Below are 25,930 nucleotides of genomic sequence, written 5' to 3'. Positions count from 1 at the left end.
GATCAGCGGAGTTCCGCAACACGGTCTTGCGTCGAGTTGCTGGTTAGTGGCGTCGCCGCAGGCTGAAGCCCAGGCTGACCCAGCCGGCACCTGCCATGATCAGGTCGATGCCGAGAAACAGGCCAAGGATATAGACGCTGTTAACCGGCCAGCGCGCCAGGATCAGAAGCCCGAGCAGCAACGTGATGACGGCAGAGAGCGCCACCCAGATCCACGGGCTTTCGCGCTTCATGCTGAAGGCGAGAAACAGCCTGACGGCGCCCGAGGCGATCAGCGACGCGCCCAGGAACAGCGTCAGCAGGACTGCCGCGAGCAGAGGATTCTCGAAGGTGAGGAATCCGGCGATGACGTAGAGCACGCCGAGCAAGGCCCAGATCACGAACTTGCCCCAGCTCTTCATCTGGAACGCGCCGATGATTTCGGCCGCGCCGGCGACGATCATCATCGCGCCGACCACGATCACGCTCGCCACCGTCGCCATCACCATGCTGCCGAGCGCGACGAAGCCGGCGATGAGATAGACGACACCGAGCGCGACGATCCAGCCCCATTTGGCATGCAGCGCCGCGATGCCCGAGCCGAGGCTTGGATGATGAGACGTATCCGAGGCACTAGTCATGGCGGCCACTCCTGTACGCGGGCCCCCCAACGCACGGCAGGATAGCACGCGTGGTGCAGGGGCGACAGCCAGCAAAGCAGCGCTTTGCGGTGCCAACATTGACGCAAATCAAGATCGAATGCGACGCTTCAGTCCGGAATGCTGAAGTAGAACGCCGCGCCCTTGCCCACCTCGGCACTGGCCCAGATGCGTCCGCCGTGGCGTTGCACGATGCGCGATGCGATCGAGAGGCCGATCCCCGTGCCCTCGTACTGATCGGAGTCGTGAAATCGCTGAAACGCCGCGAACAGCTTGTCGGCCTGCTGCATGTCGAAGCCGGCGCCGTTGTCGCGCACGCAATAGATTGTTTCCTGCCCTTCGGTCCAGCCGATCACCGTGACCAGCGGCTTCTCGCGGGCGCGGGTGAACTTGAACGCATTGGAGAGCAGATTGACGAGCACCTGCCGCAGCAGCGCCTGATCACCGACACAGCCGGGAATTTCGCCCACATGGACGACGACCTCGCGGCCGCCGTGCTGCCGGCGCAGCTCGTCCACGACCTCGCCGACGAGTGCCCCGGCATCGACCGGCCCCTTCGACAGCGGCTGGCGGCCGAACCGCGACAGACGCAACAGTCCCTCGATCAGGCGCTGCATGTGCTCGCCGCCTGCCAGGATGGCGCCGGCCAGCTGCCGCGGCTGATCCGGCCATTGCGCGGAATGATCCTCGATCAGCGTCTCCGCATAGCCGACGATGACCGAGAGCGGACCGCGCAGATCGTGCGCGACGGAATAGGCAAATGCCTCGAGCTCGCGGTTGGCGGCTTCGAGCTCGAGGGTGCGCTCGCGGACCCGCAGCGCCAGCTCCGCATTCTCCAGGTGCAGGCGCCGCACCGCGAGCGCGCGCTCCAGCACGGGAATGACGACGCTGAGCCGGAACGGCTTGAGAATGTAGTCGAGCGCCCCCGCCTTCATGGCCTCGACCGCCGTCGCGATGGTTCCGTCGCCGGTCATGATGATGCCGACCAGATGCGGATCGATCTCCCGCGCGGCCCGCAGCAGCTCGATGCCGTCCATGCCCGGCATCATCAGGTCGGCGAGCAGGAGGTCGCATTTCGAGCGCCGCAGCTCCGCCAGCGCGGATTGGGCGTCGGTGAAGCCGACCGGCTCGTAATCCTCGCCGGGCAACGTGTCGCACAGCGCCCGCATCTGCGCCGCCTCGTCGTCAACCACCAGGATGCGGGCCTTCTTTGCGGTCGGCATTTCCTATTCGCTCACCTCTATCGCGCCCTGGGCGCGGCCGGGCTCGCAGCATTGCGCCAGCGTTTCCCTCAATTCGCGAAGCTTCGGCGGCTTGCTCAGGAGGTGGTCGACATGGGCCGGAATGTCATCCTCGGACATCAGGCGTTTGCCCCATCCTGTCAGCATGATCACGGGCGTGGCGGGCGAGGCAGCCTTGATCGCGCCCGCCACCTTGCGGCCGTCGACATCAGGCATGCCGAGATCGGTGATCACGGCGGCGAAGATCTCGCCGCGCGCGGAGGCAGCGTGGAACGCGGCGATGCCCGCGACGCCGTCATTGGCCGTCGTCACGACGTGCCCCTCCGCCTCCAGCGTATTGCACAATGATTTGAGCAGGAGCGGATCGTCGTCGACCAGCAGCAGGCGCAGCCGGGAGGGCCCGCTGGATTCCAGCCTGTCCTGCGACGGCGTGGCGGGCGCGGCTTGCGGGACTGGAAAGTTCAACGACACGGTGGTGCCGCGACCGACGGCGCTGTCGATCTCGATCTCGCCGTTGTGCCGCCGTAGGACGCCGTAGACCATCGCCAGGCCCAATCCCGTTCCGCGCTCCCCCTTGGTCGTGAAGAACGGTTCGAGGCAGCGCCGGCGGGTCTCCTCGTCCATGCCCAGGCCGTCGTCACTGACCTCGATCCGCACCTGGCCGTGCCCGTCCGCGCCGCCGGCAAGCTTCGTGCGCAGCGTTAGCGTGCCGCCGCCGGGCACCGCATCGACCGCATTGAAGATGAGATTGATCAACGCTTCGCGGATTTCGCTCTCGATGCCGGAGATCGCGGGCAATTGCTCCGCGAGCTCGGTGCGCAGCGCGATCACGGTTCCGCGAAGCTGCGGCATGTCGCTCCACCGCGCCCGCGTGAGGTCGACGACCTGCTGCACGAGCTGATTGAGATGGACCGGCATCAGCGTCAGTTGCGGCTCGCGCTGCCGGTAGAACTCGCGCATGCGCGCCACGGTATGGGCCACGTCCTCGACCGCCCGCTGGATCGTCTCCAGATAATCGCGCGTGCGCGCGCTCAGGTTCGGCTCCCGTTCCAGCAGCGATTGGGTGTAGAGCGACACCGGCGAGAGCGCATTGTTGATGTCATGGGCAATGCCGCTCGCCATCTGCCCAAGGGCGCGCAGCCGCTCCTGCTGCATCACGGCCTGCTGGGTCTGCCGCAGATCCTCGTAAGCCTGTTGCAGAGCGCCATGGAGTTGCGCCTGATGGGCGGCGAGCGCGACGTGCTCGCTCAATTGCCGCAGGAACTCGCATTCGCCGCTGCTGAAGCTGTCCCGCTCCTTCCGCGCCGCGACGAGGACGCCGAACACCCGGCTCTCCACCTGGAGCGGGGCCAGCACCATCGCGCGCAACCCGCCCCGCGCGAGCCGGGCCGGGAACGGAAAGGACGACCGCGTGATATCAGGCTCATAGACGAGTTGACCCATCACGCAACGCGAAAGGCCGTTCTCGTCGATGTCGATCCGCGACCGCTCGGGCATCGCCAGCTCCATGGCCAGCGCGCCGCTCTTGATCCCGACGCATTCCACCGTCAGCACGTGATCGACCGCGTCGTGAAAGCACAGGCAGCCGAATTCCACCGGCAACTGGTCTTCGAGGCTGCGGACCACCACCTGGAAAATGCTGTTGAGATCCTGCCGCTCGCCGATCGCGCGGGTGATCTGGTGCAGCAGGCTCAACCGGGCGAGCTGCGCCTGGGCCTTCTGCTCCGCGTGCCTGCGCACGAGAACCTCGGATTCCAGCGCAAGATTGGACGCTGCGAGCTGCGCGGTCCGCTCCTCGACACGCACTTCCAGCTCCTCGTTCAAGCGCGCGAGCTGGGCTTGCGCCCGCATCCGCTCCAGCATGTCCGACGAGGCCATCTGCATCATCGCGAGCAGCAGGACGAGGCGCCCGGCGACCTTGCCGAGGTGAGCGACCATCGCCTCGGTGTCGTGTGGTGCCTGCGAGTACAGCATCGCGACGTGGCCGAGCAGGACGACCGCGCCCATCAGGGCCAGCGGCCCGAAGATGCGGTCCGTCGCTCGCAACCGCCAGCACAGAACGCAGGTGATCGCCCACAATGGCGGCGCCAGGATCAACACCGGACGGGTGATATCGAGCAGGCCCGGAGGACGATATGGCGGAAGGCGCTGGAAGATCGCAACCAGCAGCACGGCGACGACGACCATGAACAGCGCAAAGGCCGGCATCCCGACCCGGTCCCGCCGCTCCGACCAGATCGCGGCGAGAATTCCGATCGCGAGGATGTGGGCGGCCGGCGGCCATGTCGCCGGCCGGAGAAATTCCCGCAGCTGCATGACGAAAGCCAGCGACCCCGACCATTCCACGATCACCAGGACGTGGAGGAATTCCATGACGAAGGTCGCGCCGAAGGCGATCGCGAGCCGCCTGGACAGCGGCTGCTCGATGCGCGTGCCCGTATCCCAGAGCAGCAATGCCAGCAGCCCCGTGACGAGGGCGATGCTGGTGTCGAGAATGGTGTGGAGTTCCGGATAGTCCTGTCGTCCGGCGCCAAGCAGAAACGCACTGCCGATGCCGAAGGCGATCAGGACGCCCGCGACACTGAGCGATCGATTTGCAGTCTTGTGAACCACGGTCTTGGCCGCGCTGTCCATATCGCTACCAAAGGAACCATCTTTTGAGAAAGGGACGGCTCGAATCGAACGTCAGCGATGTTTCCCCCTTTTTTGCAGCGCATGCAATCTATACGTGCGACAAGCGCGAGGGAAGCCGCCCGGCCGTCCCGGCTCCTCTCCTGCGACAATCCGGCAGGTGAATTGGCTCGCCGGGGGCACCGCCACGCGACGGCAGCGGCTCACGAACCCCGCCGCTCCATGTCGAGCTCGGCCTTGAGACTGTCGAGATCGCGGTAAATCGAGGCGACCGCAAGCACGCGGCCGCGACTGCGGTACTTCAGCAGACAGTCCTTGCCTGCGATGCTGCCGTCGATCACGATGTCGTCAAAACTCTCGGCGTGGCCGACATAGTTGATCGGCACATCGTAGTGCTGGCTCCAGAAGAACGGCACGGCATCGAAGCGTTCACGCCGGCCCAGCATGTTGCGTGCCGCGGTCTGGCCCTGCCGCTCCGCCACCACCCAGTGCTCAACGCGGATGTTCTGGCCTGAATGCGGATCGGGCCAGCGCGCGATGTCACCTGCGGCAAAGATGCCTGGGACGCTGGTCTCGAGATATTCATTCACGCTCACGCCGCGATCGGTCGCAAGCCCTGCCCGCTCGGCGAGCGCAAGGCGCGGCCTGACGCCGATGCCGACAACAATCAGGTCAGCCTCGATCACGGCTCCGCTCTTCAACGTGGCGCGCGTGCCGTCGATCCTCTCGACCGTGTCCTCCAGGTGGAAGTTGACGCCGTTCTCTTCATGCAGCGAGCGAACGAAGTCGCCCATCTCGGGGCCGAGCACCTTTTGCATCGGCCGCTCCTCCGGGGCGACCACGTGCACTTCGAGCTTGCGCGCCCGCAAGGAGGCCGCGACTTCCAGCCCGATGAAGCTGGCGCCGATCACCAGCGCGCGCTTGGCGCTGCCGGCCGCCTTGATGATGGCGCGGCTGTCGGCGACGGAGCGCAAGGTGTGGACATGGGGCTGGTCGGCGCCGGGAATCTGCAATTTGACCGGCTCGGCGCCGGTCGCAAGCAGCAACCGGTCGAACGGCAGCTTGTCGCCATTGCCCAGCGTCACGCTGCGCGCCTTCGGATCGATGGCTGAAACATTGGTGTCGAGCCCGAGATCGATGCCCGCATCCTGATAATAGTCCTCGCCCCGCAGCGGCAGCCAATCCTCCGGTGCGTTGCCGGCGAGATAGTCCTTGGAGAGGTTCGGCCGGTCGACCGGCGTGGCACCGTCATTGCTGAGCATGGTGATGGCGCCGGCAAAGCCCTCGCGCCGGAGCATCTCGGCCGCCGCAAAGCCGGCCGCGCCGCCGCCGACGATGACGAATTTCTCGGGCGCCGGCGCGCTGCGGTGCGTCGCCGGCGGCTTCGGTGCCTCAAGCTTGCGCTGAACGATGATCCTGTCCTGCTCCCGCGTCACCTCCCACACCGCCAGCGCGTTCAAGGCGGGCGGGCGCGTCGCCTCGCCTGATCGCAAGGAGAAGCAGGCGTGATGCCAGGGGCAGCGGATGGTGTCGTCCACCACCAGGCCTTCGGCGAGCGGGCCGTGATAATGGCTGCAGGCGGGCTCGATCGCGAAGACCTCGCCGCCCGCCTGGACCAGCAGCACATCTTCCTTGCCGACATGGCCGAGCAGCTTGCCGTCCTTGAACGCGGTGAGCGCCACGCCCTTGGTCAGATCCGGTCCGCTCGGCTTGCTTTCCTCGCTCATGGTCATCTCCCTCGCAGCTCAACACGCAGCTCAACACGCAGCTCGGGATTGGACGGCGGGACCGGCGAAAAGTTCCTGCGATCGTGAAAATCAGGGCCCGGCAGCGGCCCTGCGCACGCCAACCACCGCCTGCGCCCATTCGGCCGGCCGCTCCTGCGGCAGGTTATGACCGGCGCCTGCGAACACGCGCCGCTCGAAAAAGCCCTCGAACTTGCGCGCGTGATGGGCGGTGCCGGAATTGACGCCGTCGCTGTCGCCGTCGATTGCGATCGTCGGGACGCGGATCGGCGGCTGTGCCGCAAGCCTTTCCTCGATCCCGGCATAGGCGGGATCGCCCGCGACCAGCGCGTAGCGGTGGCGGTAGGAGTGGATCACGACATCGACGAAGTCAGGGTTGTCGAACGAGATCGCGCTCCGCTCGAACGTCGCATCGTCAAAGGCCCATGTCGGCGACCACATCGACCAGAGCTGGCGGGCGAAGCCGCGCCGGTTGCGCTCCAGCGCGCGGCGGCCGCGCTCGTTGTGGAAGAGATATTGATACCAGAGCGCCGCCTCATGCGCCGGGGAGCCCGGCTCCATGGAGCGGGCGATGTCCTGGATGTTGTAGGAATTGCCGGAGACGAGCCCGACAACGCGCGCGGGGTACAGCGCCGCAACCACGCAGGCCGCGCGGCCGCCCCAGTCATAGCCGCCGACGACCGCACGTTCGATGCGAAGCGCGTCCATGAAGGCCAGCAGGTCGGCGCCCAGCGCCGCCTGCTCGCCGGAGCGCAGCGTTTCCGGGAAACGAAACCGCGTCGGCCCGTAGCCGCGCAGCCAGGGCACCAGCACCCGCGCGCCCGCCTGCGCGATGATCGGCGCAGTCTCGGCATAGGCGTTCACGTCGTAGGGGAAGCCGTGGCCCATGATGCAGGGCCAGCCATCAGGCGCACCATATTCGAGATAGGCGATGTCGAGGACATCCGTGGTGATGGTCTTTTGTTGCATGGTTTTCTTACGGAGTTGCGACTTCGTAGCCCGGATGAGCGGAGCGACATCCGGGGGTTGGCGACACCGGACCCGGATATCGCTTCGCTCATCCGGGCTACAAGGCTAGAAGCGTCCCCTACTTCTGCGGGCCCGACAGCGAGATCTCGCGTTCGGCGCGGAACACGTTGCTGTAGAGGTTGGCGATCCACTGCCGGCCGATCTCGGTCTTGTTGAGGTAGCCGATCTCGGTCTGAATATGCGGTGCGACGCTGTTCCAGTAGAATTGCGGATAGCGGTTCACGATGTCGGCGGGCGAATCGTAGCCGAGCTGGCGGTTGATGCCGACCTCTTCGAATTCGTAATAGAGCGCATTGGCCTTGCGCAGGTAGTTGGGATCGCCGAGCTGGCCGATGAAGTCGGCGGCGCGCAGGATCGAGGCATCGTCGTCATACTCCTGCCCTTCGCGGGCCGGGAAGCGTGTTCCCTCGATGGCGCGGGCGACGCGCTCGCTGTCGATACCGCGGATCGGCGGCAGCCGCCGCCGCACAAAAAGTTTCGAGCGATCGACGTGATACATCATCAGGCTGGCATCCGAGGCGCCGCGCGGCAGCGACACCTTGGTCCCGGCCTCGTCGATGATGAAACCGTCTTCGTCATCCTCCGGAAACAGGCCGCGGACATAGCCGATGTCGTGCGCAAGGCAGGCGATCAGGATATGGAGGTAGTCCTCCGCCGCAAGATGGGCATGGAGATTACGTCCCGTGAGGATGGCCTGGGCGGCCAGCGTCACCAGCATCGTATGCTCGATGTTGTGGTACAGCGCGTCGCTGTTGCCGATGCATTCCATCGCGGTGCGCGTCGAGCCCTCCAGCACCCTGGCAGAGGACTCGTCGTACCGGCGACGCATGAATGTGCCCAGCAACTTCTCCAGGGATTCGGCTGCCAGTCTCGGCAACGTGATCATGGATGCAGCCCCGCTTGTCGGTGGTGTCCCACGTCAACTCCCGACGTCTCATTCTTGTCCTCGACGCAGAGGCCAGCATAGCCCATCTTGGGCCGGGTGACCAAATCCCGGAACAAAAATACGGAAATATGTTGCAGTTGCGTGCTGCGACATCGCGGTTGCGGTTACGGCGCGATGCACCCAGGACGGGCCGAGCAGGACTGCGGCCGCCGGACGTCGGCGAGAGGGCACCGGAATGGACCGCCGGCCGGCGCATGCGCCTGCATCGTCCTGGACGGTGCCGGCATGGCGGAGGCCCGCGGTCATTCCACCAGCAGCACGTCGACGGCGACGCCGAGCTTCTGCTTCGGCGAACCGACGATGATACCATCGACCGGCGAGACGTCGGAGAAGTCGCGCGCGACCGCGAGCACGATATGGTCATTGGCGACCAGAAGATCGTTGGTCGGATCGAGATCGACCCAGCCGAGCTCCGACCCGCACCACAGCGACACCCAGGCATGAGTGGCGTCGGCGCCTTGCAGCCGCGGCTGGCCCGGCGGCGGAATGGTGCGCAGATAGCCGCTGACATAGGCCGCCGGCAGCCCGAGCCCGCGCAGTCCTGCGATCATCACATGGGCAAAGTCCTGGCAGACGCCATGGCGCTTGTCGAAGACCTCGTTGAGCGGCGTCGAGATCACCGTCGCCTTGGGATCGTAGCGAAACTCGGTGCGGATGCGGTGCATGAGATCGACCGCGCCGGCGAGGATGCCCGCGCCGGGCGCAAAGCTCGTCGCCGCATAGGCACTGACCGGACGCAGCACCGGCACCAGCGGACTCGCAAAGACGTAGCCGACCGGCGATGACGGCCCGAGGCTGGTCGCCTCGAAGGCAATGTCGCGAATGCTCTCCCAGGCCGGGCTGCCAGCATCGCGCGCCGGCGGCCGGCGCGAGACCGAGACGCGCGAGCGCGAGTCGATGCGCAAGTTGCGATGCGCGGCCTCGATCACGACGCTCTCGGTCAGCGTGCCGAAAAAGTCGCGCCGCACGTTGCGCTCGGAGGGGCGCGGACGAATCTCGACATGGTGCGAGATCAGCTCTTGGCCGCCGCCACTCCTCGGCTCCAGCCGCAGCGTGCAGCGGGCGAAGCTGACCGGGCTCTCGTATTCGTAGCTGGTGACGTGACGGATGTCGTAGATCACGCCAGCCCCGTCAGCTTTTCCGGCCGGCTGGCGTTCGGGCCATGCGGGAAGTAATGCAGCCCGATCGCCTCGGCGAGGCTGAGCAGATCCTGCTCCAGCGAGAACAGCGTCTTGACCTCGAGCTTCTCGGCCTCGGCCGTCGCCAGCATCGCCTGCACTGCGACTGCGAGGCGCTGCGGCTGCTCGATCAGGCCGTGCTCCTTCAGGCTCGGCAGCGCCGCGATGTGCTCGTTCAGCGTCGCGACCTGGAAGGCGACCGAACGCGGGTTGTAGCCGTCGAGCACCGCGAGGTCACGCACCGGCGCCAGGATCGGCGCCAGCAGATAGCGCGAGCGATAGGTGATCTGGGAATCCACCAGCGTCAGCAGGATGTCGAGATCCTCGTCGCCGGCCTCGTCATAGGCGAACTGGCGCGCGAAGCGTGTGGTGTTGATGGCGCGCTCGGTGCGGCGGCCGATGTCGAGGAAGCGCCAGCCGGCGGCGCGGTTCATGTTCTCCTGCGCAAGGCCGGCAAAGCTCGCCAGCTCCTGCAAGGTCAGCTCGGCCGCGCTCAGCACGCTGTCGTCGTCCTCGACCTCGTAGGCGAGGCGCTCGGTCATCTCGGTGATGACCTGCCAGGCATCGGGCGACAGCCGCTCGCGCAGGGAGGTCGCGGTGCGCTGCGCCGCGCGCACCAGCGACAAGGCCGAGCCGAAACGCTCCGCGCTCTGCAACGCCTCGGCGGCGATCCGCCCCGGCGCCGCGCGCGAGGTCTGCGAGATCGCGCCCCAGGCTACCAGCAGGCGCTGGATGCGTTCGGCCGATTGCAGCGAGGCCGCGGTGCCCTTGTTGGGCCCGCTCGGCGAGCCGAGCGCGCGCACCAGCCGCAGCGTCGCCTCGGCGCGTTCGAGATAGCGGCCGAGCCAGAACAGATTGTCGGCGGCGCGGCTCGGCAGCACGCCGGCGATGCGGCGGATCCGCACCTTGTCGGTCGCGGGCAGCAGGGTCGCGGTCGAGACCTGCTTGCCCGAGACGACCCAGACGTCGGCGGCGCGGGCGCCGTCGCCCATCGACACCGCGCGCGCATCGGCCTGTTCGGCGATGCGGCAGAAGCCGCCGGGCATGATGGCCCAACCGTCGGACGTGGCGGCGGCGAACACGCGCAGCACGAAGGGACGCGGCGTGATCTGGCCCTGCTCCCACACCGGCATGGTCGAGAGCCGCACCACCTCCTGGCCGACATAGTCCATGCCGCGCGTGCCGATGGCGTCGATCAGGCGCTGGCGCCCGCCGGCGTCGAGCTCGCTCGCGAGCACCGGGCCGTTGCTGTCGAAACCGGGAACGCCGCGCCGGTAGGCGCCCTCGATCGCGACCTCGTCGAGCCGCGACAGCACCTCCTCGCGCGCCGAGCGCTGGCCGCACCACCAGGTCGCGATGTGCGGCATCTTCAGCTCCTCGCCGAGCAGGCGGCGGCTAAGCGCCGGCAGGAAGCCGAGCATCGCCCTCGCCTCCAGCACGCCGGAGCCCGGCATGTTGGCGACGACGACGCCGTCCTTGCGCAGCACGTCGATCAGGCCGGGCACGCCCAGCCGCGAAGACGCATCGAGCTCGAGCGGATCGAGCGAGTTGGAATCGACGCGGCGGAGCAGCACGTCGAGCCGCTTGAGGCCCGCGACGGTACGGATGTGGACGCGGTTGTCGCTGACGGCGAGATCGTCGCCCTCGACCAGGAGGAAGCCGAGATAGCGCGCCAGCGTGGCGTGCTCGAAATAGGTCTCGCTGAAGCTGCCGGGGGTGAGCACGCCGATCCGCGGCTCGTCGCGATCGGCGCGTGCGCGAAGACTGTCGCGAAACGCCTCGAAGAACGGCGCGACGCGCGGCACGTTCATCGACTTGTAGAGATCGGAGAAGGCACGCGAGAGCACGAGGCGGTTTTCCAGCGCGTAGCCCGCGCCCGATGGGGCCTGCGTGCGGTCGCCGAGCACCCACCAGCGGCCGTCGGGCCCGCGGCCGACATCGGCGGCATAGAGCGAGAGGTAGCGCCCGCCCGGCGGCGGCACGCCGCAGACGGGACGGAGATATTCGGGACTGCCGGCAATCGCGGCCGCCGGCAGCGCGCCTTCCGCGACCAGCCGGCCCTCGCCATAGATGTCGCGCAGCACGAGCTCGAGCAGCTCGGCGCGCTGGGTGATGCCGGCGCAAAGCTGCTTCCAGTCGGCCTCGTCGATCAGCAGCGGCAGATGGCTGAGCGACCACGGCCGGTCGGCACTGTCGCCGGGGGCGCGGTAGGTGACGCCGGCCTCGCGGAGGTGACGGTCGGCCATGCCGAACCGCCGCTCGATCTCGTCGGGCGCAAGCGCCCCGAAGGCGTCGAAGAAGCGGCTCCAGACCGCGCGCGGGGCGCCGTCGGGCCCCAGGAATTCGTCGGGAATGCCGGGCAGGCGGCGATAGTCGCGGACCCATTGCGCGAGGCGGCGCTGGCTTTGCGCCCTACCCGCCTTGTCGTCCCCTTCGGCTGCGCCCTCGCCCATGCGCCTCTCCCTGCCCCACCATCATACTCATTGCAGGAGCGGGGTCCGCAAGTCGAGGGTCAGCGGAAACTCATTTGTGCGTTCCTCGGGCGGCGGCTGCATCGGCCCCGGCGTATGCCCGTGGTCCTGGAAGCGCGCCAGCCGCCGCGCCTCGGCCTCGTAGGTGTTGACCGGCTTGGTGTCGTAGCTGCGGCCGCCGGGATGGGCGACGTGATAGACGCAGCCGCCGAGCGAGCGGCCGTTCCAGGTGTCGATCAGGTCGAAGGTCAGCGGCGCGTGAACCGGAATGGTCGGGTGCAGGCCGGAGGCCGGCTGCCAGGCCTTGAAACGGACGCCGGCCACGGCCTCCGCCGAGCGGCCGGTCGAGGTCATCGGCAGGCGGCGGCCGTTGCAGGTGACGATATGGCGGCCCTCGACAAAACCCTCCGCCTTGACCTGAAGCCGCTCGACCGATGAGTCGACATAGCGCACGGTGCCGCCGGCCGAGCCCTCCTCGCCCAGCACGTGCCAGGGCTCCAGCGCCTGACGCAGCTCCAGCGTCACGCCGCCGTGATGGACGCGGCCGAAGGCGGGGAAGCGGAATTCGAGCTGGGCCAGATACCATTCCGGCTCGAACGGGTAACCGAACTGCTTCAGCTCGGAGAGCACGTCCAGAAAGTCTTCCCAGATGAAATGCGGCAGCATGTAGCGGTCATGCAGCGCGGTGCCCCAGCGCACGAACTTGCCTTGTTGCGGCTCGCGCCAGAACCTTGCGATCAGCGCGCGGATCAGCAGCTGCTGCGCCAGCGACATGCGCGGATCGGGCGGCATTTCGAGCGCGCGGAATTCGACGAGGCCGAGCCGTCCCGTCGGACCATCGGGCGAATAGAGCTTGTCGATGCAGATCTCGGCGCGGTGGGTGTTGCCGGTGATGTCGACGAGCAGGTGCCGGAACAGCCGGTCCACCAGCCACAACGGCGTCTGGTAACCCGGCGGCGGCACGTGCGACAGCGCGATCTCGAGCTCGTAGATGCTGTCGTGCCGCGCTTCGTCGATGCGCGGCGCCTGGCTGGTCGGGCCGATGAAGAGGCCGGAGAAGAAGTAGGACAGCGACGGATGCCGCTGCCAGTACAAGACCAGACTCTTCAGCAGATCGGGCCGGCGCAGGAACGGCGAGTCCTGCGGTGAGGAGCCGCCGACCACGACATGGTTGCCGCCGCCGGTGCCGGTGTGGCGGCCGTCGACCAGGAAGCGGTTGGCGCCGAGGCGCACCTTCGCCGCGTCCTCATAGAGGCCGGAGGTGATGTCGACCGCATCGCGCCAGCTCTTGGCCGGCTGGATGTTGATCTCGATGACGCCGGGGTCGGGCGTCACCTTGATGACCTCGATGCGCGGGTCGAACGGCGGCGGATAACCTTCGACATGGACCTGGAGCTGCATCTCCTCGGCGGTCGCTTCCAGCGCCGCGACCAGTTCGAGATAATCCTCGATGCGCTCGACCGGCGGCATGAAGGCGCAGAGCACGCCGTCGCGGACTTCGACCGACATCGCGGTGCGCACCGGAACCGACGTGTTGAGATGCTCGGGCGCGACCCGTGGCGGAGCTTCCGGGCGCGCGGCGAGCGTGAACACCGGCAGCTTGCCACGTGGCTCCATCGGGTCGCGCTCGATGATGTAGGGATATTGGTTCGGCGGGACGTAGCCGAGCGAGCCGATCGGCAGGCGCAGGCCGAGCGGGGAATCGCCCGGCGTCAGGAACAGATGGTTGCGCCGGAGCGTCCAGCGCTCGCTGCGCCAGCGCGGCGGCGCGTTCCAGCGCTGCACCGGCAGCACGAAGCCGCGCGGCGTGTTGAGGCCCTGCTCGAACACCCGCGCGATCCGCGCACGTGCCTCCGGATCGGACAATTTGGAGTCGGTCGGATCGACATTGACGGGAAGCTCGGCTTCCTTCTGAAGCCAGAGTGCGGTGTCTTCAAAGGCCGGCATGATGTAGCCAGGATCGAGCCCAAGCCGCAGCGCCGCGCCCTCCATAAAGGCCTCAGCGTCCTTCGTCCCGGCTGGCCGCGGATTTTCGATCTTGGCGATCAGGTCAACGTTCTTCCAGATCGGCACGCCGTCCTTGCGCCAGTACAGGCCGAAGGCCCAGCGCGGCAGGCTCTCGCCGGGATACCATTTGCCCTGGCCGTAATGCAGCAGGCCACCCGGCGCGAAGCGCGCGCGCAGCCGGCGGATCAGATCGTCGCCGAGCGCGCGCTTGGTCGGGCCGACGGCCTCCGTGTTCCACTCCCCCGCTTCCAGATCGTCGACCGAGACGAAGGTCGGCTCGCCGCCCATGGTGAGCCGCACGTCCTGGTCGGCGAGATCGCCGTCGACCTGCTCGCCGAGATCGTTGAGGCGCGCCCAGGATTCGTCGGAGAACGGCTTGGTGATGCGCGGCGCCTCGCGGATGCGCTTGACGCTCATGTCGAAGGCAAACTCGACCTCGGCGAAGCCGGCACCGCCGGAGATCGGCGCGGCCGAGCGATAATGCGGCGTCGCGGCCACCGGGATATGCCCCTCGCCCGCCAGCATGCCGGAGGTGGCGTCGAACCCGATCCAGCCCGCGCCCGGCAGGTAGACCTCGGCCCAGGCGTGCAGGTCGGTAAAGTCGTTCTCGACCTCGGGCGGTCCCTCGATCGGATCGATGTCGGGACGGATCTGGATCAGGTAGCCGGAGACGAAACGGGCGGCGAGCCCGAGATGGCGCAGCGTCTGGATCAGGAGCCAGGCGGAGTCGCGGCATGAGCCGGCGCCAGCGGAGAGCGTCTCCTCCGGCGTCTGCACGCCCGGCTCCATGCGGATGATGTAGCGGACGTGCTTCTGAAGCTCGCGATTGAGATCGACCAGGAAGTTGACGGTGTTCGGGGCTTCGTGCGGGATCGTGTCGAGAAATTTCGCGAACAGGCGATCCGGCTTGACAGTCTCGAGATAGGGCGCCAGCTCCGTCTTCAGGTCCTTGGGGTACTCGAACGGGAAGCTGTCGGCATAGGGCTCGACGAAGAAGTCGAACGGGTTGACCACGGTCATCTGCGCCGTGAAATCGACCTCGAATTTCAGCTCGGTCGTCTTCTCCGGAAAAACGTAGCGCGCCAGCCAGTTGCCCTGCGGGTCCTGTTGCCAGTTCACGAAGTGGTTGGCAGGCGTGACTTTGAGCGAATAGCTCAGGATCGGCGTGCGTGTGTGCGGCGCCGGCCGCAGACGGATCGTCTGCGGGCCGAGATCGATCGGGCGGTCGTATTTGTAGTGCGTGACGTGGTGTAATGCGACGTAGATCGACACGGGGTGCGGTGCTCCAGCAGCTTTTTTGAGCAGAACACCTGACGTCAGTGCGATCAAGCACTAACAACGGGCAGAGGGTGCCTAGGAAGTATCCCGGTCGTCCGGGGGCAATCGCATAAGACTTGAGAGTTGGCGCTCTAGAGCCCCCACGGCGTCATGGCCGGGCTTGTCCCGGCCATCCACGACCTTCTTTTGCGGTCGCAAGAACGTGGATGCCCGGGACAAGCCCGGGCATGACGACCTCGTGTGGGGTGACGTTACGCCGCCGACGTCAGCCGCTGCAGGAACTGCGTGACCTCGCGCCGGAGCGTCTCGACCTCACCATGGACGCGCTCGGAGGCGCTGTTGACGCGGCTCGCGACCCGCCCCGTGTCGGCGGCGGCTTCGCTGATGCCTGTCACGTTGGAGGAGACCTGTGAGGTGCCGGCCGACGCCTCCTGGACGTTGCGGGCGATCTCGCGGGTGGCAAGCCCCTGCTGCTCGATCGAGGTCGCGATCGACGCGGTGATTCCGTCGATCTCGGCGATGGTCTGCGCGATCGCCTCGACCGCTGCGACCGAATTGGTCGTCGATTGCTGCATCTCGCCGACCTTGGCGCTGATCTCCTCGGTCGCCTTCGCGGTCTGGTTGGCGAGGCTCTTGACCTCGGAGGCCACCACCGCGAAGCCGCGACCGGCCTCGCCCGCACGCGCCGCCTCGATCGTGGCGTTGAGCGCCAGGAGGTTGGTCTGCTCGGCGATCTCGCTGATCAGCTTGACGACGTCGCCGATCCGCATCGCTGCATCCGCAAGCGTGCGGATCTCGCTGCCGGCGCGATTGGCTTCGTTCACGGCGCGTCCGGTGCTCGCGGTCGAGCCGGTCACCTGACGCCCGATCTCGGAAATCGAGGACGCAAGCTGTTCCGCGGCGCTGGCGACGGTGGCGACGTTGCGCGAGGCATGATCGGACGCGCTGAGCACGCCGGAGGTCTGCCGGCTGGTCTTCTCGGCCGCCGCCGCCATCTGGCCGGCGTCGGTTTCGAGATCGGTCGCGGCCCCCATGAGGGTGCCGGCCACCTGGTCGAGATGCGTGCCGAACTGCTGTGCGAGGTCCGCGATCTCGACGACCCTGCGGCCGAGACTGTCGGTGCCGGAATTGATGACGGCGGCCGAACGGCGGAACGAGCCGGGCAATCCGCGCGCCAGGATCTTGCGGAAATACTTGCCGCGGCTGGCATAGTCCATCGACGCCGAGGCTTCACGCTGGAAGGCATCGGTGATGTCGAGCATGTCGTTGACCGACTTCTGGATCGCGCCGATCCGCCCGGCCTGCCGCTCACTCAAAATGCGCGCCTCGAGATCGCCGCGCGCCGCCTTGCGGCACACATCCGCGACCTCATCGACGGCCACCGCCGTGCGACGCTGGCACCAGACTGCATGGCCGAGCAGCACGACCGTCGCGCCAGGCAGTGCCGCACCGGAGATTCCGGCCACGCCCAGGAGCGAGAGGACGAACGCAACGACGGCGAGAACACACGCGAGCGCGGTCGCTCCCTGTGCCTTAGAGAGAGAGCACAAATTCATCGTAACCGACACCCTGTTGCTTGAGCAGGCCGACCATCGCATTGAAGCTCGCATGCATGCCGTCCTTGGCATTGGCATGCCGCGCCTCTTCCGCGCACAGCGTCTTGTAGATCGGCTTGATGCGCTCGACCTGCGCCGGATCCGGCTTGCGACGGTTGGAGTGATAGCCGACGATATTGCCGCGCTCGTCGAACGTCGGCGTGACGTGGGCGAACACCCAGTAATGACTGCCGTCCTTCGCCAGATTGACGACGTAGGCGAAGATCTCCTGCCTGGACTGAAGCGTGTCCCAGAGCAGCTTGAAGACGCAGCGCGGCATGTCGGGGTGGCGGATCAGGCTATGGGGGGCGCCCATCAGCTCGGCATAGCTGTATTTCGCCATGCGGAGGAAAATGTCATTGGCGTAGGTGATGCGGCCCTTGAGATCGGTCTTCGATACGATCAGCTCCTCCTCACCGAGGAGATTTTCCACCCCAGTGGGACGTATCGCTTGCATCGGTTCGATCCTCGGATAAAGGCCGGTCCGCAACGCTGCGGAGCGCAACGCCCCCTGTCTATGGCAACAGTGTTAACCAGACGTAATCCCGGAAACGCCTGCGCGAGGCGCCCGCCTCCGTATCATTACGTAGCGAACGATCGTTGCATCTCGGCCAACCACACGGGTTGCCGATATCGTCGCGGGCACCGCTTCCGACGGCTTTTGATTTGCGTTTGCACTGCGCCGCGCGCCAAACGCGACTACATCGTCGCGCCCAGCACCCAGGGGGCGAACTCGGCGCCGCCGAAATCGAAGCTCTCGCTCTTGGTCGGCTGGCCCGAGGCCGTCTTGAGGATGAGCTCGAAGATGCGCTGGCCGCATTGCTCGACGCTCTCCTCGCCTTCGAGGATGGTGCCGCAGTTGACGTCCATGTCCTCTTCCATGCGCTTGTACATCGGCGTGTTGGTGGCGAGCTTGATCGAGGGCGCCGGCTTGCAGCCGAACACGCTGCCGCGGCCGGTGGTGAAGCAGACCAGATTGGCGCCGCCGGCGACCTGCCCGGTTGCCGCGACGGGATCGTAGCCAGGCGTGTCCATGAACACGAAACCCTTCTTGGTGATGGGCTCGGCATAGCGCAGCACCTCGACGAGGTTGGTGGTGCCGGCCTTGGCCATCGCGCCGAGCGACTTTTCCAAGATGGTGGTGAGGCCGCCGGCCTTGTTCCCGGGGCTCGGATTGGCGTTCATCTCGGCGCCTTCGCGCTCGGTGTACGCGTCCCACCAGCGCATGAGATCGACCAGCTTCTCGCCGACCTCGCGGCTGACGGCGCGGCGGGTGAGCAGATGCTCGGCGCCGTAGGTCTCGGGCGTCTCCGACAGGATCACGGTGCCGCCGTGACGCACGACGAGGTCGCTGGCGGCGCCCAGCGCCGGGTTGGCGGATACTCCGGAATAGCCGTCGGAACCGCCGCATTGCAGGGCCACGGTAAGCTCGCTTGCCGGCACCGTTTCGCGCTTCACCTTGTTGGCGTCGGCCAGCGCCTCGCGCACGAAGGCAATGCCCGCCTCCACCGTCTTGCGGGTGCCGCCGACCTCCTGGATGTCCATCGCGCGGAGGCGGCCGGCGAGCTTCTGCTCTTCCATCAGGCCGCCGATCTGGTTCACCTCGCAGCCGAGGCCGAGCACGATGACGTGGGAGAAATTGACATGGCGCGCGTAGCCGCCGAGCGTGCGGCGAAGCAGCGCCAGCGGCTCGTTCTGCGTCATGCCGCAGCCGGTCTTGTGCGTCAGCGCGACCACGCCGTCGACATTGGGGAAATCGGCCAGCGGATTGTCGCCGGTGAAGGGGTTCTTCTTGAAGACGTCGGCGACGAGGCTCGCGACATGCGCGCTGCAATTCACGGAAGTGAGGATGCCGATATAGTTTCGCGTGGCGACGCGGCCGTCCGGGCGACGGATGCCTTCGAACGTCGCCGGCAGGTCGAAATTCGGCGTCGGCTTGACGTCGGCGCAATAGGCATAGTCCTTGGCGAAATCGCCCATGCCGCAATTCTGGGTGTGCACGTGCTGGCCCGGCGCGATCGGCACCGTGGCAAAGCCGATGATCTGGCCGTAGCGCTTGATCGGCTCACCCACGGCGATCGGCTTGATCGCGACCTTGTGGCCGGAGGGAATGCGCTCGACCGTGGTCACGCCGTCGGCCACCGATGTTCCCGGCGGCAGGCTCGCGCGCGCGATCAGCACGCCATCATCGGGATGCAGGCGAATGACGGGGCTGATGGTCATGTGTCTCTCCTTGGGCGAATAGTGAGTAGCGAGTGGCGAATGGAAAAAGGGAGTAGCCTTATATTCGCTACTCCCCATTCGCCATTCGCGAGTTTCTTAGGCCTTGCCGGCGGAATCCTTGCGGGTCGCGTTGACCTGCATCTTGGCGTAGGTCGTCATCAGGCCGACCTCGTTCGAGAGCGTCACCAGCTTGAAGCCCATGTTGATGGCGCGCGCCGCGCCTTCGGCGCCGCTGCAATGGATGCCCGGGTTGAGGCCGCGCTTGCCGCACTCCTTGATGATCTTGTCGTAGATCGCGAGGATCTCAGGCTCGGTGCGGTCGAGCTTGGGCTCGAGGCCGTAGGAGAAGCCGAGGTCGGACGGGCCGATATAGACGCCGTCGATGCCCTCGACGTCGAGGATCGCTTCCATGTTCTCGACCGCGGTTTTGGTCTCCATCATCGGCAGCAGAATGGTGTCGGCGTTCGCCGTCTTCTGGTAGGAACCCGCGGTGCCGTACATGCCGGCGCGGATCGGGCCGTTGGAGCGCACGCCCTGCGGCGGATATTTTGAATAGGAGACGAGGTTCCTGGCTTCCTGCGGCGTGTTGACCATCGGGCAGATCACGCCATAGGCGCCGCCATCCAGCACCTTGCCGATGATGCCGGGCTCGTTCCAGGGCACGCGGACCATCGGGGTCACCGGATGCTTGTCCATGGCCTGGAAGCACTGCACCATCGACAGATAGTCCTGCACGCCGTGCTGCATGTCGACGGTGACGCTGTCGAAGCCGCATTGCGCGATCATCTCGGCCGAGAAGCCGGAGGGAATCGCGAGCCACGCGTTGACCACGGCCTTGCCCGACTTCCAGATTTCCTTGACCTTGTTCGCCACGTTGCCTTCCTTCTTTGTTGTTTGGACCGTCGTCACCATGACGAGCGCCGCGACAGCGCGACGTCGCTGTTACCGCGAACCGGAGCGCCGCGCTACGCTCGCAATGACGCAAGACCTATGCGGTCGCCCTCTGGATGCTGATTTCGCTGACGCCGACCTCGCGGGCGGTATTCACTATCGCCGCCCAGGTGTCATCCGGCAAGGGGATGCCGTTTTGGGTGCGCTCGGCCCTGGTTTTCCGCTCGGGATCGCCGGGAATCAGCACCTGATCGCCCCCGGACACCGGCCTGGTGGCGCGGATGAAGTCGACATAGCGCGAGACCTCTGCATCGAACACATGGGAGGTATCGACCACCTTGGGATCGACATGGAACGCCAGCAAGCCGTTGGCGAAGCGGCGGACGCCCGAGGTGGCCCCGGTTCCGATCAGCGCGCCCTTCGGCAGCTTCTTGCCGCCACGGCCGGCCACCGGCACCTTGCCCTCGGCGACGACCCTGGTCGCAAAGTCCGGCACGATCGGGTCCCGGCCCTCACTCCTCGGCACTTGCCTCGTTGCCGGCGCCAAGCCCCGCGAGACTCCGTTCGAGCTCGCCGAGCATCTCCTGCAATTCGGCGAGCTTGCGGGCGCCGAAGCGGCTGGTGATCTCCGCGTAGATTGCCTCCGAGGTCGGCGCGACGGAGGCCATCAGCTTCACCCCCTCTTTCGAGATCGAGACCATGCTGCGACGCTGGTCCGCCTTCGCGGTCTTGCGCTCGATCAGATTGCGCGCCTCTAGATCGCGCAGGATGCGCGACAGGCTCGGGCCGAGCAGGAACGCCGTGCGCGCGAGTTCCGTGACCTCAGCCGCCTCGATGGCCGCCAGCGCACGCAGGATGCGCCATTGCTGCTCGGTCAGGCCGTGCTCGCGCAGCGAGGGACGAAACTGCCGCATCACTGCCTCGCGCGCCCTGAGCAGCGACATCGGCAGCGAGCGCGAGAAGTCGCGCATCGGAACCTGCCGTGCGGCAGGCGCGCTAGCGTTGGCGGGATCGGCGGGTCTCTTCGTCATGACGCCCTTTCAAGCCGCAAAATGTTTGCAGTGCAGCAAGGCCAGATTCTGTTTGACGCATTCACTTAACATGTTAAGTATCTCCCCGCACCACGATTTGTAAGATCACAGATGGCGCTTTCCAACGACGATATCCAAGCTTGCGCGAGGCGTCTGCACCAGGCGGAGAAGACCCGCACGCAGATCCGGCAGCTCTCGCAGGATTTCCCTGACATCACCATCACTGACGCCTACGCGATTCAGAAGGCCTGGGTCGACGTCAAGATCGCCGAGGGGCGCCTCGTCAAGGGCCACAAGATCGGCCTGACCTCGAAGGCGATGCAGAGCGCGCTCAACATCGACGAGCCGGATTCCGGCGTGCTGCTCGACGACATGTTCTTCGCCGACGGCGGGATCATTCCGACCGAGCGCTTCATCGCGACGCGCGTCGAGGCCGAGCTCGCCTTCGTCATGAGCAAGCGCCTCGCTGGCCCCGACTGCACGATGTTCGACGTGCTCAACGCCACCGACTTCGTGGTGCCGGCGCTGGAGATCCTGGATACGCGGATCGAGCGCGTCGATCCCAAGACCAAGGCCACGCGAAAAATCTACGATACCATCGCCGACAATGCGGCGAATGCCGGCATCGTGCTCGGGGGGCGGCCGATCCGCCCGCTGGATGCCGATTTGCGCTGGATCGGCGCGCTCTGCTTCAGGAACGGCCAGCTGGAAGAGACCGGCCTTGCCGCCGGCGTGCTCAATCATCCCGCCACCGCCGTTGCCTGGCTTGCCAACAAGATCGCGCCGCTCGGCCATGCGCTGGAGCCCGGCCAGGTCGTGCTGGCCGGCTCCTTCATCCGTCCGATCGAGACCCGCAAGGGCGACACAATTCAGGCCGATTATGGCGCTTACGGCTCGGTGAGCTGCTACTTCGCCTAGGCGAACAAAAAGACAGGGAGTGAAACCGCCATGCCGCATTTCACGATCGAATATTCGGCCAATCTCGATGGCCGTCTCGACATCGGCGCGGTGTGCGAGGTGGTGCGCAAGGCAGCGGTGGAGACCGGCATCTTCCCGCTCGGCGGCATCCGCGTTCGCGCTGTCAGGTGCGAGCATTATGCGATTGCGGATAACAGGCAGGATTACGGCTTTCTCGACATGGTGCTCCGCATCGGCGAGGGCCGCGACCTCCCCACCCGCCAGACAGCCGGCGAGCACGTCTTCCAGGCCCTCTCCCGGCATCTCGATCCCGTCTTCGCCGCCAGCAAGTTCGCCTTGTCGTTCGACATGCAGATCAACGACAAGGACACCAGCTGGAAGCGCAACAACATCCACGACGCCCTGAAAGTGGAGGCCGCCCATGGATAAGCCCACCCCGAAAGCCGATGTGTTCCAGGCCAACCGCGACCGCGTCGCGCCACTGCTGAAGAAGCTGCGCGCCGACGGGATTGGCCACATGATCGACGGCAAGATCGTCCCCTCGATTTCAGGCGAGACCTTCGAGACCAAGTCACCGGTCGATGGCGCTGTGCTCGCGAGCGTCGCCCGCGGCAATGCCGAGGACATCGACGCTGCGGCGACCGCCGCTGCGCTTGCCTTCAAGTCCTGGCGCGACATGGGGCCTGCGATGCGACGCAAGCTGCTGCATCGCGTGGCTGATGCCATCGAGGACAATGCCGACGACATCGCCGTGCTGGAATGCATCGACACCGGCCAAGCCTATCGCTTCATGGCCAAGGCCGCGATCCGCGCCGCCGAGAATTTTCGTTTCTTCGCCGACAAATGTGCGGAGGCCAGAGACGGCCTCAACACGCCGAGCGACGAGCACTGGAACGTCTCGACCCGCGTGCCGATCGGCCCGGTCGGCGTGATCACGCCGTGGAACACACCGTTCATGCTCTCGACCTGGAAGATCGCCCCTGCCCTGGCCGCCGGCTGCACCGTCGTGCACAAGCCGGCCGAATGGTCACCGGTGACGGCGGCTATTTTGGCGAAGCTCGTCAAGGAAGCCGGCGTGCCCGACGGCGTCCTCAACACCGTGCACGGCTTCGGCGAGGAAGCCGGCAAGGCGCTGACCGAGCATCCCGCCATCAAGGCGATCGGCTTCGTCGGCGAGAGCGCGACAGGCTCGGCGATCATGATTCAGGGCGCGCCGACCTTGAAGCGCGTGCATTTCGAGCTCGGCGGCAAGAACCCGGTGATCGTGTTCGACGACGCCGATCTCGACCGCGCGCTCGATGCCGTCGTGTTCATGATCTACTCGCTCAATGGCGAGCGCTGCACGTCGTCGAGCCGCCTGCTGATTCAGCAAAGCATCGCGGAGAAATTCGTGGAGAAGCTGACCGCGCGCGTGAAGGCGTTGAAGGTCGGCCATCCCCTCGATCCCTCGACTGAAATCGGGCCGCTGATCCACGAGCGGCATCTCGCCAAGGTCTGCTCCTATTTCGACGTCGCGCGGAAGGACGGCGCGACGATCGCGGTCGGCGGCAAGGCCTATGACGGACCGGGCGGCGGACATTATGTCGAGCCGACACTGGTGACCGGCGCGAACGGCAAGATGCGCGTCGCGCAGGAGGAGGTGTTCGGCCCCTTCCTCACCGTCCTGCCCTTCCGCGACGAAGCGGATGCGATCGCGATCGCCAACGACATCCGCTATGGCCTGACCGGCTATGTCTGGACCAACGACGTGGGCCGCGCATTGCGCGTCGCCGACGCGCTGGAGGCCGGCATGATCTGGCTGAACTCGGAAAACGTCCGCCATCTGCCGACGCCGTTCGGCGGCATGAAGGCCTCGGGCATTGGCCGCGACGGCGGCGACTATTCGTTCGACTTCTACATGGAAACCAAGCACGTCTCGCTGGCGCGGGGCACGCACAAGATTCAGAAACTGGGAATTTGAGGAAACAGTCGTTCCGGGGCGGCGCGAAGCGTCGAACCCGGAACCTCGAAATTCCGGGTCTGCGCCTTGCGGCGCATCCCGGAATGACGGGGGCCTAAAGAGGGGAAACGCCAATGCCGGTACCGCAACACGTCTTCGAGCCGCCCTTCAACATCATCCGTTCGAGCCACGTCGTGCTCGACGTCACCGATCTGAAGCTCAGCCGCGCGTTCTACGAGACCACCGTCGGCCTGCATGTCGAGGATGCCGACGACAAGGTCGTGTATTTGCGCGCGGCCGAAGAGCATCAGCATCACTCGCTGGTGCTGCGCAAGGCGGCTGCTCCCGCCTGCGCCCGGCTCGGCTTCAAGGTTGGCAACGACAAAGACCTCGACAAGGCCGCCGCGTTCCTCTCCGAGAACGGCCTCGCTTACGCCTTCGTCGACCAGGCTTTCCAGGGCCGCACCCTGCAATTCACCGATCCCTTCGGCTTCCAGATCGAGCTCTACGCGACGATGGACCGGCGGCCGCATCTGCTTCGCCGCTTCGACCTCTACAAGGGCTGCCATCCGCAACGGCTCGATCATTTCAACGTCTTCGCGGCCGAGGTGCAGGACACGGTCGAGTTCTACGCGCGGCTCGGCTTCCGCCTCACCGAATACGCCGAGGAGGACGGGCCAAACGGTCGTATCGCGGCCGCCTGGATGCATCGCAAGGGCAACGTCCACGACTTCGCCATCACCAACGGCAAGGGCCCGCGGCTGCATCACTTCGCCTATTGGACGCCGACGGCGATGAACATCATCCATCTCTGCGACGTCATGGCGTCCTCCGGTTTCGTGAAGAACATCGAACGCGGCCCCGGACGCCACGGCATCTCGAACGCATTCTTCCTCTATGTCCGCGACCCTGATGGACACCGCCTCGAGCTCTACACCAGCGACTATTTCACGGGAGATCACGACCACGAGCCGCTGCGCTGGTCGCTGCGCGATCCGCGCCGCCAGACGCTGTGGGGCGCACCTGCCCCGCGCTCCTGGTTCGAGCAGGGCTCGCCCTTCACCGGCCAGGCCGTGCGCGAGCCGAAATTCGTGGCCGACGTGCTGGTGGCGGATTGATGTTAGTGAGTTTCGAAAACCCACTCCACCCGTCGTCCCGGCGAAAGCCGGGACCCATAACCACAGGGAGGAGTTTGGCGAAGACACGTTGTTCGGTACTCCGACCTTATTCAATCGATAGATTCCGCGGTATGGGTCCCGGCCTTCGCCGGGACGACAAAGAAGTAATGAGCTGCGCATGAAGCTCCCTCGCCTCGCCACCTATTCCGTCAAGGGTGAAACCAGCTACGGCGCCGTCCTCGAGGGCGGCCTCGTCGATCTCTCCCCGCGCCACGCCAAGGACTATCCCACGCTGCGCGAAGTCATCGCGGCCGGCAAGCTTGCGAGCCTCGCCGAGGAAGCGGCCGGCCGCGCGCCGGATCATGCGACTAGCGACATCACCTTTCTGCCGCCGGTGCCTGCGCCGGAAAAGATCATCTGCATCGGCGTCAACTATCCCGACCGCAACGCCGAGTACAAGGACGGCCAGGACGCGCCGAAATATCCGAGCATGTTCATGCGCTCGCCCCGCTCCTTCGTCGGCCATGATACGCCGCTGGTGCGCCCGCGTGCCTCCGCGCAGCTCGATTATGAAGGCGAGATCGTGCTGGTGATCGGCAAGGCCGGCCGGCACATTCCGGAAAGCACCGCGCTCGACCACATTGCGGCCCTCACGCTCTGCAACGAAGGCTCGGTGCGCGACTGGCTGCGCCACGCCAAGTTCAACGTCACGCAGGGCAAGAATTTCGATTCCAGCGGCAGCCTCGGCCCGTGGCTGGTGCCCTACACGCAGGAATCCCAGATCGCCGACATCAGGCTCACCACGCATGTCAACGGCGAGCTCAGGCAGGACGACCGTACCAGCCGGTTGATGTTTCCGTTCCGCTACCTCATCAGCTATATCTCGACCTTCGCAACGCTCGTCCCCGGCGATGTCATCGTCACGGGCACGCCGACAGGCGCCGGTGCGCGGTTCGATCCACCGCGGTACCTAAAGCCGGGCGACGTGATCGAGGTCGAGGCCGAAGGCATCGGACGCTTGCGTAACGGCGTCGTCGACGAAGCCTGACCAA

General features: G+C 66.3%; 19 protein-coding genes and 1 pseudogene. 5 read left to right on the top strand and 15 right to left on the bottom strand.

Annotated features, from left to right (window positions below; translation table 11 throughout):
* Positions 1 to 43: 43 nt before the first annotated feature.
* From XI09_RS30325 to hpaR, 15 genes and pseudogenes are all read right to left on the bottom strand, one after another.
* Positions 44 to 619 carry an HdeD family acid-resistance protein gene (locus XI09_RS30325; RefSeq protein WP_271570114.1) on the bottom strand — a complete coding sequence of 192 codons (576 nt, stop codon included), beginning with the start codon at positions 617 to 619 and terminating at the stop codon, positions 44 to 46.
* Between the two features lie 128 nt (positions 620 to 747).
* On the bottom strand, positions 748 to 1,860 hold the full coding sequence (locus XI09_RS30320; RefSeq protein WP_271570113.1) for a sensor histidine kinase: 1,113 nt from the start codon (positions 1,858 to 1,860) through the stop codon (positions 748 to 750).
* Between the two features lie 3 nt (positions 1,861 to 1,863).
* A complete protein-coding gene (locus XI09_RS30315; protein WP_271570112.1) occupies positions 1,864 to 4,512 on the bottom strand; it encodes a hybrid sensor histidine kinase/response regulator in 2,649 nt (882 codons plus the stop codon).
* 200 nt (positions 4,513 to 4,712) lie between these two features.
* Positions 4,713 to 6,236, bottom strand: coding sequence for an FAD-dependent oxidoreductase (locus XI09_RS30310; RefSeq protein WP_271570111.1), 1,524 nt, complete (start codon positions 6,234 to 6,236; stop codon positions 4,713 to 4,715).
* A 90-nt stretch (positions 6,237 to 6,326) separates the two neighbouring features.
* A complete protein-coding gene (locus XI09_RS30305) occupies positions 6,327 to 7,223 on the bottom strand; it encodes an alpha/beta fold hydrolase (RefSeq protein ID WP_271570110.1) in 897 nt (298 codons plus the stop codon).
* A 118-nt stretch (positions 7,224 to 7,341) separates the two neighbouring features.
* On the bottom strand, positions 7,342 to 8,169 hold the full coding sequence (locus tag XI09_RS30300; RefSeq protein WP_271570109.1) for an HD domain-containing protein: 828 nt from the start codon (positions 8,167 to 8,169) through the stop codon (positions 7,342 to 7,344).
* Positions 8,170 to 8,471: 302 nt separating this feature from the next.
* On the bottom strand, positions 8,472 to 9,350 hold the full coding sequence (locus XI09_RS30295) for a transglutaminase family protein (RefSeq protein WP_271570108.1): 879 nt from the start codon (positions 9,348 to 9,350) through the stop codon (positions 8,472 to 8,474).
* Complete coding sequence (locus XI09_RS30290) at positions 9,347 to 11,860, bottom strand: circularly permuted type 2 ATP-grasp protein (protein ID WP_271570107.1); 2,514 nt, start codon at positions 11,858 to 11,860, stop codon at positions 9,347 to 9,349. Before XI09_RS30290 ends, XI09_RS30295 begins: the two co-directional genes overlap by 4 nt.
* Before the next feature lie 27 nt (positions 11,861 to 11,887).
* Positions 11,888 to 15,157, bottom strand: coding sequence for a transglutaminase family protein (locus XI09_RS30285; protein WP_271570106.1), 3,270 nt, complete (start codon positions 15,155 to 15,157; stop codon positions 11,888 to 11,890).
* A gap of 257 nt (positions 15,158 to 15,414) precedes the next feature.
* The gene (locus XI09_RS30280) at positions 15,415 to 16,719 is read right to left on the bottom strand and encodes a methyl-accepting chemotaxis protein (RefSeq protein WP_271570105.1); all 1,305 of its coding nucleotides are present in this window, start codon (positions 16,717 to 16,719) and stop codon (positions 15,415 to 15,417) included.
* Positions 16,697 to 17,215, bottom strand: a complete 519-nt coding sequence (locus XI09_RS30275; RefSeq protein ID WP_271570104.1) for a PAS domain-containing protein — start codon at positions 17,213 to 17,215, stop codon at positions 16,697 to 16,699. Before XI09_RS30275 ends, XI09_RS30280 begins: the two co-directional genes overlap by 23 nt.
* A 242-nt stretch (positions 17,216 to 17,457) precedes the next feature.
* Positions 17,458 to 18,981 (bottom strand): UxaA family hydrolase, encoded by a 1,524-nt coding sequence (locus XI09_RS30270; RefSeq protein ID WP_271570103.1) that lies wholly within the window; start codon positions 18,979 to 18,981, stop codon positions 17,458 to 17,460.
* A 96-nt stretch (positions 18,982 to 19,077) separates the two neighbouring features.
* The gene (locus tag XI09_RS30265; protein WP_200495192.1) at positions 19,078 to 19,854 is read right to left on the bottom strand and encodes an HpcH/HpaI aldolase family protein; all 777 of its coding nucleotides are present in this window, start codon (positions 19,852 to 19,854) and stop codon (positions 19,078 to 19,080) included.
* Between the two features lie 115 nt (positions 19,855 to 19,969).
* A pseudogene (locus XI09_RS30260) lies at positions 19,970 to 20,446 on the bottom strand (Ldh family oxidoreductase); the annotation flags it as partial.
* Positions 20,385 to 20,903, bottom strand: a complete 519-nt coding sequence (gene hpaR, locus XI09_RS30255) for a homoprotocatechuate degradation operon regulator HpaR (RefSeq protein WP_271570102.1) — start codon at positions 20,901 to 20,903, stop codon at positions 20,385 to 20,387. The gene hpaR and the pseudogene XI09_RS30260, both read right to left, overlap by 62 nt.
* A 111-nt stretch (positions 20,904 to 21,014) precedes the next feature.
* Here hpaR and hpaH point away from each other — a divergent pair, with 111 nt between their 5' ends.
* The 5 genes from hpaH (at position 21,015) to XI09_RS30230 (ending at position 25,926) form a co-directional block, all read left to right on the top strand.
* Positions 21,015 to 21,821, top strand: a complete 807-nt coding sequence (hpaH, locus tag XI09_RS30250; protein ID WP_271570101.1) for a 2-oxo-hept-4-ene-1,7-dioate hydratase — start codon at positions 21,015 to 21,017, stop codon at positions 21,819 to 21,821.
* 30 nt (positions 21,822 to 21,851) lie between these two features.
* The gene (locus XI09_RS30245) at positions 21,852 to 22,250 is read left to right on the top strand and encodes a 5-carboxymethyl-2-hydroxymuconate Delta-isomerase (RefSeq protein ID WP_271570100.1); all 399 of its coding nucleotides are present in this window, start codon (positions 21,852 to 21,854) and stop codon (positions 22,248 to 22,250) included.
* Complete coding sequence (gene hpaE / locus XI09_RS30240; RefSeq protein ID WP_271570099.1) at positions 22,243 to 23,781, top strand: 5-carboxymethyl-2-hydroxymuconate semialdehyde dehydrogenase; 1,539 nt, start codon at positions 22,243 to 22,245, stop codon at positions 23,779 to 23,781. The genes XI09_RS30245 and hpaE overlap by 8 nt, the downstream gene beginning before the upstream one ends.
* Before the next feature lie 113 nt (positions 23,782 to 23,894).
* Positions 23,895 to 24,878, top strand: a complete 984-nt coding sequence (gene hpaD, locus XI09_RS30235) for a 3,4-dihydroxyphenylacetate 2,3-dioxygenase (protein ID WP_271570098.1) — start codon at positions 23,895 to 23,897, stop codon at positions 24,876 to 24,878.
* Positions 24,879 to 25,056: 178 nt separating this feature from the next.
* A complete protein-coding gene (locus XI09_RS30230) occupies positions 25,057 to 25,926 on the top strand; it encodes a fumarylacetoacetate hydrolase family protein (protein WP_271570097.1) in 870 nt (289 codons plus the stop codon).
* Positions 25,927 to 25,930: the final 4 nt, after the last annotated feature.

The organism is Bradyrhizobium sp. CCBAU 11386, from assembly GCF_028128955.1.
Classification (GTDB): Bacteria; Pseudomonadota; Alphaproteobacteria; order Rhizobiales; family Xanthobacteraceae; genus Bradyrhizobium.
The sequence above is the reverse complement of the archived record's forward strand: the minus strand, read 5'-3'. Positions and strand labels throughout refer to the sequence as shown.

Excerpts from the sequence above, each read along its gene's own strand:
- XI09_RS30325 (WP_271570114.1), bottom strand. The coding sequence starts at position 619 with ATGACTAGTGCCTCGGATACGTCTCATCATCCAAGCCTCGGCTCGGGC.
- XI09_RS30300 (WP_271570109.1), bottom strand. The coding sequence starts at position 8,169 with ATGATCACGTTGCCGAGACTGGCAGCCGAATCCCTGGAGAAGTTGCTG.
- hpaE (WP_271570099.1), top strand. The coding sequence starts at position 22,243 with ATGGATAAGCCCACCCCGAAAGCCGATGTGTTCCAGGCCAACCGCGAC.
- XI09_RS30275 (WP_271570104.1), bottom strand. The coding sequence starts at position 17,215 with ATGCAAGCGATACGTCCCACTGGGGTGGAAAATCTCCTCGGTGAGGAG.
- XI09_RS30315 (WP_271570112.1), bottom strand. The coding sequence starts at position 4,512 with ATGGACAGCGCGGCCAAGACCGTGGTTCACAAGACTGCAAATCGATCG.
- XI09_RS30290 (WP_271570107.1), bottom strand. The coding sequence starts at position 11,860 with ATGGGCGAGGGCGCAGCCGAAGGGGACGACAAGGCGGGTAGGGCGCAA.
- hpaH (WP_271570101.1), top strand. The coding sequence starts at position 21,015 with ATGGCGCTTTCCAACGACGATATCCAAGCTTGCGCGAGGCGTCTGCAC.
- XI09_RS30245 (WP_271570100.1), top strand. The coding sequence starts at position 21,852 with ATGCCGCATTTCACGATCGAATATTCGGCCAATCTCGATGGCCGTCTC.
- XI09_RS30320 (WP_271570113.1), bottom strand. The coding sequence starts at position 1,860 with ATGCCGACCGCAAAGAAGGCCCGCATCCTGGTGGTTGACGACGAGGCG.
- XI09_RS30230 (WP_271570097.1), top strand. The coding sequence starts at position 25,057 with ATGAAGCTCCCTCGCCTCGCCACCTATTCCGTCAAGGGTGAAACCAGC.
- XI09_RS30310 (WP_271570111.1), bottom strand. The coding sequence starts at position 6,236 with ATGAGCGAGGAAAGCAAGCCGAGCGGACCGGATCTGACCAAGGGCGTG.
- XI09_RS30270 (WP_271570103.1), bottom strand. The coding sequence starts at position 18,981 with ATGACCATCAGCCCCGTCATTCGCCTGCATCCCGATGATGGCGTGCTG.
- XI09_RS30305 (WP_271570110.1), bottom strand. The coding sequence starts at position 7,223 with ATGCAACAAAAGACCATCACCACGGATGTCCTCGACATCGCCTATCTC.
- XI09_RS30280 (WP_271570105.1), bottom strand. The coding sequence starts at position 16,719 with ATGAATTTGTGCTCTCTCTCTAAGGCACAGGGAGCGACCGCGCTCGCG.
- hpaR (WP_271570102.1), bottom strand. The coding sequence starts at position 20,903 with ATGACGAAGAGACCCGCCGATCCCGCCAACGCTAGCGCGCCTGCCGCA.
- hpaD (WP_271570098.1), top strand. The coding sequence starts at position 23,895 with ATGCCGGTACCGCAACACGTCTTCGAGCCGCCCTTCAACATCATCCGT.